Below are 12,519 nucleotides of genomic sequence, written 5' to 3'. Positions count from 1 at the left end.
CAGCGGGTCAGCGCAGGACGAGCACCGCCGCGGTGAGCGCCCACAGGGCGACGACGAACACCGTGTCCCGCGCGCGCCACTGGGGTGGGATGCGTTCGGTGCGGCGCGGATGGGCACCGAACGCGCGGGATTCCATGGTGAGCGCGACCCGGTCGGCGTGACGGATGCTGGAGGCGAGCAGCGGCACCACCATCGCGGAGGCCCGGCGCACGGCGGCGACCGGTCCGCGGCCGGGTGCGACACCGCGAACCCTCATCGCGCGATGGATCGCAGCGAGCTCGGAGGCGAAGAGCGGCACGAACCGGTAAGCCGCGACCGCGGTGTACGCGAACCGGTACGGGATATGCAGCTGCGCGGTCAGGGCGCGGGCGAGGTCGGGGCCGCTCGTCGTGAGGCCGCCGACGAGCGCCAACGCGAGGATCGCGGCGATTCGCAGCGCGGTCGTCAGACCGACGACCAGCGCGCCGACCGTGAATTCGTACGAGCCGACCGCGACGAGGACGGTCGCGTCCGCGGACCTGCCCGGTTCGGCCCACAGGCCGAAGCCGATCGCCGTCAGGAGCACTCCGGCCGGCATCCCGAGTAGGAGCAGCACGAGTGCTCGAGGCGAGAGCCGGGCGCCGACCAGCAGGACGACGACCGCCGCGACGAGGAGGACGAGCGGCACGACCGGGTCCCGGGTGACGAGAAGCCCGATCCACGCGGGGACGACCGCGGCGACCTTCGCGAGCGGATTCAGGCGCGCGAGGAAGCCGGGTGGGCGTTCCGCGAGGCGCGGTGCGCTGGCTGTCGCGGTCATCGGGCGGCGGGAAGGTCGGCGAGCCGGGAGAGGCCGCGCAGGGGTTCGGGAACGGCGGGGTCCGCGAGGGCGCGCGCCAGGACGGGCTGACGGAGTCCGTGCGATTCGAGCAGCGCAGGGTCGCCGAGGATGCGGGCCGTCTCGCCCACGAGGGGCAGCCGGCCGCCCGCGACGATCGCCACGTGCGAGGCGTACTCGCCGATCAGCCCGAGGTCGTGCGTCACAGCGATCACGGTGGTTCCGCCGCTGTTGAGCTCGGCGAGGAGGTCGAGCAGCTCGGTCGCGCGGGCACGGTCCTGGCCGAAGGTCGGCTCGTCGAGCACGAGCACCGGCGCTCCCTCGATGAGCGCCGTGCCCACCGACAGGCGACGCTTCTGCCCGCCGGAGAGGAGGAAGGGATGCGCCGAACGGCGGTCGGCGAGCCCCAGGACCGCGAGCATCGCATCCACTCGGTCGGCGATCTCTGCCGTGGGCAGGCGACGCTGCCGCAGCCCGAACGTCAACTCGTCCTCGACCGTGTGCGTGACGAACTGGTGCTCGGGGTTCTGGAAGACGAACCCGACGGTCTCGCGCAGTGCCTGGACGGACGCCCGCGCCGGGTTGAGCCCGAGAACGTCGATGGTCGAGCGCGGGGCGCGCGCGACCCCGGCGATCGCCTGCACGAGCGTGGTTTTGCCCGCGCCGTTCGGCCCGACGACCGCGAGGAACTCCCCGCGCCCGACGCGCAGCGACACATCCTCCAGCACGGTCCGCCGCCCGCGCCGCACCGTCAGCCCCTCGACGCGAACCGCTGCAGCCGCCCGCTCATCGCCCTCGTGCTCCTCGCCCTCGGGGGCCTCCGCCCGCCGTCGAGTACGCACAAATTGCACACGATCCGGCTCCGGAGCGTGCAAAGTTTGCGTACTCGACGGTGGGGGGACGGGGGCTGGGGAGAGGGCTCGGGTGAGGTCGGAGGCGGTGAGGGGCAGCGGGTCGAGGGGGATGCCGGCCGCGCGCAGGCGCAGAGCCGCGGTCGTCGCGGTGGGCAGCCAGACGCCGAGCTCGTTCAGCTCCTCGGCGCGGTCGCGGATCAGCTCCCGGGCCGGGCCGTACGCGAACGGACGGCCCGCCCCGTCGAGCACGAGGACGGTGTCGGCGATCGGGAGCGCCAGGTCCAGATCGTGCTCGATCAGCACCACCGACCGCGTCGACCCCGCGACCGTCAGGCGTCCGAGCAGACGGTAGACCTCCTCCGCGCCCGCGGGGTCGAGGTTGGAGGTCGGCTCGTCGAGCACGAGCAGCGGGGCGTCGAGCGCCAGCGCGCACGCGATCGCCAGCCGTTGCCGCCCTCCGCCGGAGAGCGTGTCGGGGTCGTCGTCGCGGCGCTCCCACAGGCCGACGGCCCGCAGCGCCGACTCGGCCCGGGCTTCGACCTCGGCGACCGGGAGCAGACGGTTCTCCGGCCCGAAGCACACCTCGTCCAGCACCGTGCGCGCGACGAGCTGCGCATCCGGGTCCTGGAACACCATGCCGGTGTGCTCGCTCAGCTCGGCGACCGTCGCATCCCGCGTGAGCACACCACCGACCCGGACGCTCCCCTCGACATCGGCAGGGACGGCGTGCGGCACGAGTCCGTTGAGGGTCAGCGCGAAGGTCGACTTGCCGCATCCACTCGGCCCGAGGACGAGCAGCACCTCCCCCGGCGCGACGGTGACGTCGATGCCGTCAGGAGTCCAGGCGGCGGCTCCGTCGTGCCGCACCCGGACACCGCGCGCCTCCGCAGCGAGCACGGGGGTGGATGCGGGGGCGCCGGATGCGGACGGAACAGCGTCCACGGACCTCCGATCGCCCACGGACACCCCTCCTCTCGCCGACCCGCTCCACGCTACGGCACGGGTGGGGGCGGCGCGAAGAGTCGGCGACGGAGGAGCGACGAGTCGCATCCCGAACTCATCTCCTCCGTTTCCCGCACCCCGGCGGCGCGTCGGCCGGGATCTCCTCCGTTTCCGTCGCCGGCGGAAAGGGAGGAGTTGGCGCGCGGCGCGCCGGAGAACAGCGGGAAAAGGAGGCGGCGGGGAGCGGATGCGCCCGGATCGCCTCCGTTTCCGCAACCGCGGCCGGGCGGGCGCTACGCCCGCGCCTCCTGCACGTCGCGGGTCTTCAGGGTCCAGTACGTGGTGACGGGATGCGTCCCCAGCACGATCTTGCCGCGCGAGTGCAGGTTCTGGAGATCGTCGTAGGCGTACTTGATGTCGGAGAGGGGATAGAACCCCGAGATCAGCAGGGTGAACGCACGCTCCTCCGCCAACTGCGCGAGCCGGCCCAACTGCGCGGTGCCGTGCGCGACGGTCTCCGGGTCGTCCTGCAGCAGCCGCAGTTCGGTGTCGCGGCGGTCCTCGCTCGACCGGTATCGCGACGGCGGAACGCCGAGCGACTCCGCGAGGGCGCGTCCGTCCTGCCCGAAGTTGTCGATCAGGGCGGTGACCCCGCCGGGCGCCTCGGCGCGGATGCGCTCCTCGATGGCCTCGCCGTACCGCACCGGCCGGATGCCGAGCTGACGCAGGTAGTCGAAGTTGCGGTCACCGCACGTTCCGATGACCCGGGCTCCGCGATGTTTGGCCAGCTGCGCCTCGATGCTGCCGACGCCGCCGGCCGCCGCCGACACGACGACGGTGTCGTCCGGTCCGATCCGGAGGTCGTCGAGGGTGTCGAGGGCGGTCACGCCCGCGAGGTACAGACCGCCGGCCACCTCCCACGGCACGTGCGGCGGCTTCGGCACCAGCGCACCCACCGGGACGACGATGTGCTCCGCGTGCGCGCCGGTCCGCACGTGCCCGATGACCGCCGTGCCCTTCCTGAACCGTCCGCCGAGGTCGCCGGTCACGACGATCCCGGCGAAGTCGCTGCCCGAGCCGCGCGGGAACGGCTCGTCCGCCCACGCCTCCTCACGACCGGTGCGGATGAACCCTTCGATGTGGTTGATGCCCGTCGCGATGACCTCGACGAGCACCTCGTCCGCGCTCGGATTCGGCAGCGGCCGGCTCCGCTTCTCGAGGACGTCCACATCCCCGTTGCCGTCGTACTCGAAGACCACCGTCTCCCCGGGCTTCTTCGCCATGGGATGCTCCTTCTGCTGTCGGCCTGGCCGGCCGTGGCGTCAGGATATACCTAGCTTGGCTAGAAACTCTACAATCTACGGTTCTCTGCCAGGAACCCGGGGAACCCGCCGTCAGAAGGACGCCGCGTGCTCGAAGTGCAACTGCAGCGGCTCGACCGGCACATCGAGGTTCGCTCCTCCGCGGTAGCGGGTGCCGATGTGACGCGACGGGAGCCGGGAGTTTCCGGCCCCGAACAGCCGCTCGCGCAGCGTCCCCGAGGTGGCGCCCTCCTCCGGCAGGCGTCCGCGGCGACGCAGCTCCGGGACCACCAGCTCGGCGAAGTCGCGCGCCGTGTCGAAGGAGTGGTACTGCCGGAGGTTGATCCCGTCCAGACCGTCCTCGTCCAGCCAGCGCTCGATCTCATCCGCAACGGTCTTCGGGTCGCCGACGACGAGGAACCGCTCGTCGCGGCCCACCTTGATGAAATCGAGCGCCTGACCGACCGTCGTGTCGAGCGGCAGGTACGGCACCTTCTCCGCCGGGAAATCCGCCCGGGCCAGCGCCTCGCGCACGGTGATGTCGCGCGGGAACGCGGTCAGGTCGACCGGCAGGCTGCTGTGCGCGAGGATGCCGTCGAGGCTCGCGCGCTCGCGGTACAGGCGCCACTTGTCCTCCGCCTCCTCCTGCGTCCGGCCGACGATGACGCCGGCCATCGCGATGAAGCGGATGTCGTCGCGCTCGCGACCGTGCCGCACGGCCGCCTCGCGCATCCCGTCGGCATTGCGGCGGAACTCCTCGCTCGTGCGCCCGCCGGTGAACACCACCTCGGCGTGGCGGCCGGCGAACTCGATGCCCGCGGGCGACCCGGTCGCCTGGAACAGCGTCGGCGTCCGCTGGACCGAGGGATGGACGATGTGCGGCCCGGCGACGCGGAACCGCTCCCCGACGTGGTCGATGTATCGCACCTTCGACGGGTCGGTGAACACCCCGGCCGCGCGATCGGCGACGACCGCGTCGTCATCCCACGAGCCCTCCCAGAGCTTGTAGAGCACGTCGAGGTACTCGTCGGCGTAACGGTACCGTTCGTCGTGCGGAACCTCGCCGTCGAGGCCGAAGTTGCGGGCCGCATTGGGCAGGTACGAGGTGACGATGTTCCAGCCGATGCGGCCCTTGGTCAGGTGATCGAGCGTCGACATGCGCCTGGCGAAGGCGAACGGCGGCTCGTAGGTGGTCGAGAACGTGACGCCGAATCCGAGCCGCTCGGTCACCGCGGCCATCGCCGGGACGAGCAGCAGCGGATCGAGGTTCGGGCTCTGCAGCCCCTCCCGCAGCGCCGTCTCGGGTCCGCCACGGAAGACGTCGTACGCACCGATCACGTCGGCGAGGAAGATCCCGTCGAACCCGCCGTGCTCGAGCAGCTGCGCCAGCTCCAGCCAGTAGTCGAGGTCGGCGAAGCGCTCCCGGTTGTTGCCCGGCAGCGTCCACAGGCCGTGCGTGATGTGGCTCACACAGGCCATCTCGAAGAGGTTCACGAAGAGCTGCTTGGGTTCGCTCATGCGGCGGTCTCGCTTTCAGGGGTGGTGGCGGCTCGCGCGGCCGGATCGAACTCCGGGATGGCGGCGATCAGGGCACGAGTGTACGGGTGCGCGGGCCGTTCGAAGACATCATCCGGCGAGCCCTCCTCCACCACCACCCCGTCCTTCATGACGAGGACGCGGTCGCTGAGGTGACTGATGACGCCGAGGTCGTGCGAGATGAAGAGATATGCGACGCCGGACTCGCGCTGCAGCTCGGCGAGGAGGTCGAGGATCTGGGCCTGGATGGTGACGTCGAGCGCCGAGACGGCCTCATCCAGCACGATGACGTCCGGGCGCGGCGCGAGCGCCCGGGCGATGGCGACGCGCTGCCGCTGGCCGCCCGAGAGCTTGAGCGGGAACCGCGGGAGGACGTTCGCGGGAAGGCCGACCTGCTGCAGCAGTTCGAGCACACGCGCGCGCCGCTCCTCTGCCGACGGGAACCGCTCGGAGCGCAACGCGTCGAGCAGGATGCGCTCGACGTTCCAGCGCGGATCGAACGAGCTCAGCGGGTCCTGATACACGACGGCGATGCGACTCCGGAGACCCCGCCGCCGGCTCTCGGCGAGCGGCGCCCAGGGCTGTCCGAGCAGCCGAACGGTGCCACCGTCGAGGGCCTCCAGTCCGAGCGCGAGACGTGCGGTGGTGCTCTTGCCCGATCCGGACTCGCCCACGATGCCGAGCGTCTCCCCGGCGCGCAGCGAGAAGGAGACGCGGTCGACAGCCGTGGTGACCGTGCCGTCGGAGGTGTGGAACCGCTTCACCAGATCGGTCGCCTCCAGCACCACGGCGCCGGCCGGCGGCTTGGTCGGCACCGCGGCAGCGCCCGGAGTGAGGGCATGCCCGCGGGTCGCCTCGCCCGGAACCGCGGCGATCAGCGCGCGCGTGTACTCGTGCGCCGGCGCCCCGAGCACCTGGCCGGCCGGCCCCTGCTCCAGCACGTCGCCGCCCCGCATCACGAGGATGTGGTCGGCCAACCGCGCGACCACCGAGAGGTCGTGGCTGATCAGGATCACGGAGGCGCCGCGCTCCTTCATGAGCTCGAGCTGGTCGAGCACCTGCGCCTGCACGGTCACGTCGAGCGCGGTGGTGGGCTCGTCCGCGATCACGATGTCCGGATCGAGGGCGATGGCGGAGGCGATCAGAGCGCGCTGCCGCAGGCCGCCGGAGAGCTGGTCGGGCCGCTGTTTCGCTCGGACGGCCGGGAATGGCACGCCCACGCGCGTCAGCAGGTCGAGCACGCGCTCCCGGCGCGCCCGGCGCCCGCCCCAGCCGTGCAGGCGGAGCGCCTCGTCGATCTCCCGTCCGACCGGGCGCAGCGGGTCCAGCGACACCAGCGCATCCTGCAGCACGAAGCCGATGTCCCGGCCTCGGATGCGCTTCCACTCGCGCGGGCCGAACCCGCGGACGTCCTCGTGGTGGATGGTCAGCTCGTCCGCCTCGACCACCGCCGAGCGGCCCGCGAGGCCGACCAGCGAGCGGGCCGTGACCGACTTGCCCGAGCCGGACTCGCCGACGATCGCGACGCACTCTCCGGGCCGCAGGTCGAAGCTCACGCCGTGGACGACCGGACGCAGCGCGCCGTCGACCCGGAACGCCGTGCGGAGGTTGCGCACCCGCAGCCGGGTCGCCGGCCAGTCCAGTTCCTCGACGATGGCGTCGGTCTCCGTGGTCTCCGTACTGATGCTCACGACCGCTCTCCCTTCTCCAGGCGTGCCTGGATGTGCCGTCCGATTGTCGTCGCGGCGAGCGCCACGGCGACGATCACGAGTCCGGGGATGACGACGAGCCACCACGCCGTCGTCAGGTACTGGCGCCCCGCATCCAGCAGGGCACCCCATTCCGATGCGGGCGGCGCGACGCCGAGACCGAGGAACGAGAGGCTCGACGCCCACACGATCGACTGCCCGATCGACAGGGCGAACACCGCCACCAGGGGCCGCAGGGCGTTCGGAAGGATGTGCGCGCGCAGGATGCGCCACCGCGAGTGCCCGAGCGCGGTCGCCGCCTCGACATACCCGGAGTTGCGCGCTCCGAGGATCTGCCCGCGGATCATCCGCGCGTACCCGGGGGCGGTTCCGATGCCCACCGCGAAGACCTGCGTCGCGGCGCTCGGGCCGGCGATCGCGATCAACAGCAGGGCGAGGAGCAGGGCCGGGAATGCGAAGAGGATCTCCACGAACCGGTCGATCACGACCGCCACCGGCTTCACCCCGAGGGCGGCGAGCGTGCCGAGCACGAGTGCGAGACCCACACTGACGGCCGCAGCTCCGAGCCCGATGGTCAGCGAGTCACGGGCGCCCCAGATCACGCGGGTGTAGAGGTCGCGGCCGGACTCGTCCGTGCCGAAGGGATGCGCGAGGCTCGGCTGCTGCAGCGCCGCCTGGTAGTCGATCGCGGTCGGGAGATGCGTGGTCAGCGCCTGCGGCGCGATCACGGCCACCAGCAGGAGCACGGCGAAGGCGACCGCGAGCACCAGGCCCCACGGCACGCGACCGAGACGGGTGGCGAGCGTCGGGCGGACCGCCGCGGCGGCGGGGGACGGAGGCGTTCCGAGCGCGGTCATGTCAGCTCCAGGCGGGGGTCGATGACGGTGTAGACGACGTCCACGATGAGGTTCGCGGCCACATACACGACGGCCACCAGGGTGACGATGCCGGTGACCACCGGGAGGTCCTGCGCGTTGACCGCGCTGACCAGCACCGAGCCGATGCCCGGGCGCGAGAAGATCGACTCCACGATCACGGCACCGGAGAGGGTCGCCCCCAGCGCCCAGCCGGAGAGCGTCACGGCCGGGATGACCGCGTGCCGGAGCACGTGCCGCAGCCGGATGCCCCACTCGCCCATCCCGCGCATCCGCGCCGACAGCACGAACGGCTGATCGAGCGACCGCTCGAACTCGGTGCGCACGCTCTGCGCCATGAACCCGGCGAGCGGGATGGCCAGCGTCAGCGCCGGGAGCACGATCCCGGCGGGCGAGGATCCGCTGATGATCGGGAACCAGTGCAGCCCGAGGCCGAAGACCAGGAGCAGGATGATGCCGAGCCAGTAGGCGGGGAGCCCGGCGGTCACCACATCCACCGTCGACCCGAAGGCCGCCAGCCGCGGCCCGCGACCAGCCGTCAGTGTGACCCAGACGACCATGATCAGCCACGCGAACGCGATGGCCGTCAGCGAGAGGGTCAGCGTGCTGCCGAGCTGCTCGCCGATCACCGCGGTGACCGGCCGGTACTGCTGGTACGAGGTGCCGAAGTCGCCGGACACCAGCCCGCGGAGGTAGTCGAGGTACTGCACGATCACCGGCTTGGTCAGCCCGTACTGCTGGTTGATCTGCGCCAGCTCCTCCGGGGTGCGCGCCTGCGCCTGGCCGGCCCGGATGTTGAGGATGGTCGTCGCGCGGTCGCCGGGCAGCGCCAGCTGGGCGAAGAACGCGACGGTGGCCGCACCCCACAGCACCACGAGGGCGGCGCCGATCTTGCGCAGCAGCGTGATCGCGACCGCGCGACCCCGGCGGGGCCGGATCGCGTTCTGCGCGATCGGCCCCGGTGCGGTGGCGGCGGTCAGCTCACTTGACGAAGTAGGCGTCATAGAACGTCGGTCCTCCCTGTGCGTTCTCCTGCCACACCCCGCGCAGCTTCGGCGCGACCGCGAGCGTGCTCAGCCGGTCGTAGACGCCGATCGACAGCGCGTGCTCGGCGATGTAGTCCTGAGCCTTCTCGTAGGCGGCGTTCTGCGCCTCCACGGTCGGGGCCGAGTTGCCGTCGAGGATGTACTGCTCGAGCGTCGGGTCGTTGTAGAACGCGGCGTTGGAGTAGTTGGGGTGGTCAGGGGTCGACGGACGCCAGTTGATGTAGAGGATGCCCGCGGTGACGGCCGTCCAGTAGCCGGCGGCCAGGTCGTGGGTGTCCGGCCCGGCGTACTTGCCCGAGAAGAACTCGCTCTGCGGGACCGGCACGAGCTTCACGTCGAAGCCGACCTTCGCAGCCTGCTCCTTCACGCCCTGCAGGATGGCCGCGCCGTCCGCGTTGATGATCGAGCCTGCGCCGTACGGCAGCGAGACGGTCAGCTTCGTGCCGTCCTTCTCGCGGACGCCGGTGCTGCCCTGACGCGTCCACCCGGCCGCGTCGAGCAGCGCATCCGCCTTCTTCAGGTCCTGGCTGTACCAGTCGGCCGCCTTCTCGCTGTAGCCGGGCGTCGCCTGGCTGACACCCCCGTTGCCCTCGAACGGGATGACTCCCCGGCCGATGGTGTCGACGATCTGCTTGCGGTCGAGGCTGTAGGCGAACGCCTGACGGACCTTCTCGTCGGTGAACGGACCCTGCTGCGTGTTGAACGAGATCTGCTGCGGACGGCCCGGCGTCACGTACTTCTCCAGCTGGTAGCCGCCGGACTTCAGCGTGCTCCACTGGACGGCGGGGACGTCGTAGATGGCATCCACCTGGCCGCCCTGGAGCGCGGCGACGCGGGTGGTCGGGTCGGCCACGAACTTCCAGTCGATCTCGTCGACGTAGGCCGCGCCGGTGTGCTTCGCGTTGGCCGGGGGCGACGTGTAGTCCTTGTTCTTCTTCAGGATGATGTCCTGACCGCGGTTCCATTTGTCGACGATGAACGCGCCGGAGCCGATCGGCGCCTCGCAGTTCTGCTCCTTGCTGCGGGTCTCGAGCGCGTGCTGCGACTGGATGCCGAAGTAGCCCTGAGACAGGTTGTCGGCCAGGCGCGGGTACGGCCGGGAGAGGTCGATCTGGAGGGTGGTGTCGTCGATGGCCTTCGCATCCTTGTAGTAGCCGTCGAGCCAGACCAGCGCCGTGCTGTTGCCGCCCTTCAGCCAGTAGTCGAAGTTGTAGGCGACGGCCGCGGCGGTGAGCGGCGTCCCGTCGGTGAACTTCACGTCCTTCTTCAGGTCGAAGGTCCAGGTCAGTCCGTCGTCGGACTGCTTCCAGGAGGTCGCGAGCCACGGGACCACCTTGTGGTCCTCATCCAGCGACGTCAGGTTATCGAGCACCTGGTACGAGAGATAGGCCTGCTCGATCCAGCCGCCGAACACGCAGGCCGGTTCCTGCTGGTGGGCGTACACGATGGTGCCGCCGTCGACCTTGCTGCCTCCGCCTGCTGCGGCGTTGGAGCCGGAGGCGCAGGCGGACAGCGCCAGCGCGCCGGTCAGGACGACGGCTGCGGCGCCGAGGGAACGGGTGGGACGGGAACGCATGGGGACTCCTCTGGCATCGGGGGATGCGCATCAGGATGCGGGAGTCCGCAAGCGGCGTCGATGCTGCGTGTCCTACTGTTTCGCCGCCGACACATGCCGTCACGGACGCTTCCGCGCCGCGTCCTCCGGCGCTATGGGCTCAGTGCGAGAGCAGCGACTTGAGCACGATGACGACCACGCCGAACAGCCCGGTCACCACCGCCCCCACCAGGCAGACCCACACTCCGCGACCGCGCACGCGGAAGACCAGGAAGCCGAGCAGGGCGAGAAGCAGCACGCACAACCAGAGGGCCAGGAAGACGCCGGCGGTGGCGGAGAGGATGTGCAGCGATGCGAGGAGCAGGGGGACACTCGGGATGACCGCGGCCTCCAGCATCCCGCTCGACTCGAACAGCGCGTGCCGCAGCGAGTCGCGCATCCGGTCGCCCAGGCGGTCGGCGTCGCCGTGGAACCCGAGCGCGTCGGAGTACACGTGCGCCATCCAGAACACGACGATGCTGACCAGGCTGAACACGAGGATCTGGACGGCCGAGCCGCTGTCCTCGTTGTCGACCGAGGTCGCCGCGATCACGCTGGCGTAGACGATCGTCCCGTAGATCGCCGCGGGTGTTCCCCAGTGCCGCCACAGCGCGCGGTGGACCCGCACGCCGTCGTGCTCCTCGATGGGCGGGTTGAGGTCCATGGATCCCATGGCACCCATTGTGTCCGACGGAGGGTGCCGCGCGCCTCTGTCAATCCGTGGACGGTTCGGAGGTCAGGTCCCGCCGCTGAGCGGGCACGCGCGGAGCTCGCCGTCGGCCGAGACGACGATGCCGTCCGGCAGGTCGAAACCCGGGGGTGCGTAGATGACGCCGCCTCCGATCGTGCGTCCGCGTGGTTGGAGGCCGGTCAGCGCCTCCGGCCCGACGTCGTCCCTGCGCGGAAGGTCGCCGCACGTGAAGTTGCGATGGTCGTACTGGACCCGGGTCGGGATGGCGCGCGGCCACCAGTCGGCGGTCGCGTCATGGACCTGCACGAAGAACGTCGCGACTCCCACGAGCACGGCACAGCAGACGACGCCGATCACCACCGCCTGCCAACGCCTCCGGCCCCGTGGTCCGCTCACCCGCCGCTTCCCTGCCTGACCTGACGCACCCAGGGCGAGAGGACGTTCTGGCCGGGTTTCGGAGTGTCGATGAAGCCGTTCAGGTTCACCTCGAATTCGTCGCCGTCGGGCAGCCCCGCTCGCGTCCAGGTTCCGCCCGAGCATGCGGCGCCGGAGCGCTCCGGCGTGCCGTCCGTGTACGCGAGGCAGATGCCGAACGGATGCGTGCCGCGCAGCAGGTAGATGTCCCAGCCGTCGGCCCTGCCCTGATAGCGGGAGGTGGACATGTCGCCGCCCTGGACATCCGGGATGAGGTCGGTCGGGATGCGGTCCTCCGCCGTGCGCTTCCCGTCGAACGGTGTCGGCGGGAACACGCACCCGCTCAATCCCACCGCGACCACCGCCGCCATCGCCGTCGCGAGAACCCACCGCCGCATCGCGTACCCCCCGAACGGCACGCTAGCAGCAGCCGTCGCCGCGGCCCAGCGCCCGGCGGGCCGACGGGCGGCAGGAATGGAGGCGATCCGCTCGATGTCGGGCGGGGCCGCGGAAACGGAGGCGATCGGGCCCGATGCCGGGGTGGGACGCCTCCGTTTCTCGGCGGCGCGCGGGCGCATCCTGCTTTTTTCCTCCCTTTACGACGCGTCCCGGCGCGGGCGGCACCATGCGGAAAGGGAGGCGATCCGGCCCGACGCGCCGTGGATCGGCCACGAAGGGAGGAACTTCGAGACGGGAAGGCCGGGATGTCCTCCGTTTCGGGCACGGGCGGGCGGCAGGCG

Annotated in this window: 11 protein-coding genes; all 11 read right to left on the bottom strand. The window is 71.2% G+C overall.

The features are described 5' to 3' along the window. Window positions 1-7: 7 nt before the first annotated feature. The 11 genes from AXZ95_RS12175 to AXZ95_RS12125 all read right to left on the bottom strand — a co-directional run bounded on the left by AXZ95_RS12175 (window position 8) and on the right by AXZ95_RS12125 (window position 12,357). Window positions 8-799 carry an energy-coupling factor transporter transmembrane component T gene (locus AXZ95_RS12175; RefSeq protein ID WP_018192536.1) on the bottom strand — a complete coding sequence of 264 codons (792 nt, stop codon included), beginning with the start codon at window positions 797-799 and terminating at the stop codon, window positions 8-10. After that, entirely contained in the window at window positions 796-2,631 is a 1,836-nt protein-coding gene (locus AXZ95_RS12170) for an ABC transporter ATP-binding protein (protein ID WP_231374507.1), read from the bottom strand. The genes AXZ95_RS12175 and AXZ95_RS12170 overlap by 4 nt, the downstream gene beginning before the upstream one ends. 275 nt (window positions 2,632-2,906) lie before the next feature. Beyond that, the gene (locus AXZ95_RS12165; protein ID WP_018192537.1) at window positions 2,907-3,896 is read right to left on the bottom strand and encodes an NADP-dependent oxidoreductase; all 990 of its coding nucleotides are present in this window, start codon (window positions 3,894-3,896) and stop codon (window positions 2,907-2,909) included. Between the two features lie 111 nt (window positions 3,897-4,007). Beyond that, a complete protein-coding gene (locus AXZ95_RS12160; RefSeq protein ID WP_018192538.1) occupies window positions 4,008-5,432 on the bottom strand; it encodes an LLM class flavin-dependent oxidoreductase in 1,425 nt (474 codons plus the stop codon). Beyond that, window positions 5,429-7,141 carry an ABC transporter ATP-binding protein gene (locus AXZ95_RS12155; RefSeq protein WP_018192539.1) on the bottom strand — a complete coding sequence of 571 codons (1,713 nt, stop codon included), beginning with the start codon at window positions 7,139-7,141 and terminating at the stop codon, window positions 5,429-5,431. The genes AXZ95_RS12160 and AXZ95_RS12155 overlap by 4 nt, the downstream gene beginning before the upstream one ends. Beyond that, window positions 7,138-8,016: an ABC transporter permease gene (locus AXZ95_RS12150; RefSeq protein WP_018192540.1), complete on the bottom strand. Its 879-nt coding sequence runs from the start codon at window positions 8,014-8,016 to the stop codon at window positions 7,138-7,140. The genes AXZ95_RS12155 and AXZ95_RS12150 overlap by 4 nt, the downstream gene beginning before the upstream one ends. Beyond that, window positions 8,013-9,038 (bottom strand): ABC transporter permease, encoded by a 1,026-nt coding sequence (locus AXZ95_RS12145; protein WP_018192541.1) that lies wholly within the window; start codon window positions 9,036-9,038, stop codon window positions 8,013-8,015. The genes AXZ95_RS12150 and AXZ95_RS12145 overlap by 4 nt, the downstream gene beginning before the upstream one ends. Beyond that, complete coding sequence (locus AXZ95_RS12140) at window positions 9,016-10,656, bottom strand: ABC transporter substrate-binding protein (protein ID WP_018192542.1); 1,641 nt, start codon at window positions 10,654-10,656, stop codon at window positions 9,016-9,018. The genes AXZ95_RS12145 and AXZ95_RS12140 overlap by 23 nt, the downstream gene beginning before the upstream one ends. Window positions 10,657-10,795: 139 nt before the next feature. Then, the gene (locus AXZ95_RS12135; protein ID WP_018192543.1) at window positions 10,796-11,347 is read right to left on the bottom strand and encodes a hypothetical protein; all 552 of its coding nucleotides are present in this window, start codon (window positions 11,345-11,347) and stop codon (window positions 10,796-10,798) included. A gap of 63 nt (window positions 11,348-11,410) precedes the next feature. Continuing rightward, window positions 11,411-11,761 carry a hypothetical protein gene (locus AXZ95_RS12130; RefSeq protein ID WP_231374508.1) on the bottom strand — a complete coding sequence of 117 codons (351 nt, stop codon included), beginning with the start codon at window positions 11,759-11,761 and terminating at the stop codon, window positions 11,411-11,413. Next, window positions 11,758-12,357 (bottom strand): hypothetical protein, encoded by a 600-nt coding sequence (locus AXZ95_RS12125; protein WP_018192545.1) that lies wholly within the window; start codon window positions 12,355-12,357, stop codon window positions 11,758-11,760. The genes AXZ95_RS12130 and AXZ95_RS12125 overlap by 4 nt, the downstream gene beginning before the upstream one ends. Between the last annotated feature and the right edge of the window lie 162 nt (window positions 12,358-12,519).

Origin of the sequence: Leifsonia sp. 115AMFTsu3.1 (genome assembly GCF_004362795.1) — a bacterium.
In the GTDB taxonomy this organism is placed as follows: domain Bacteria; phylum Actinomycetota; class Actinomycetes; order Actinomycetales; family Microbacteriaceae; genus Leifsonia.
The sequence above is the reverse complement of the archived record's forward strand: the minus strand, read 5'-3'. Positions and strand labels throughout refer to the sequence as shown.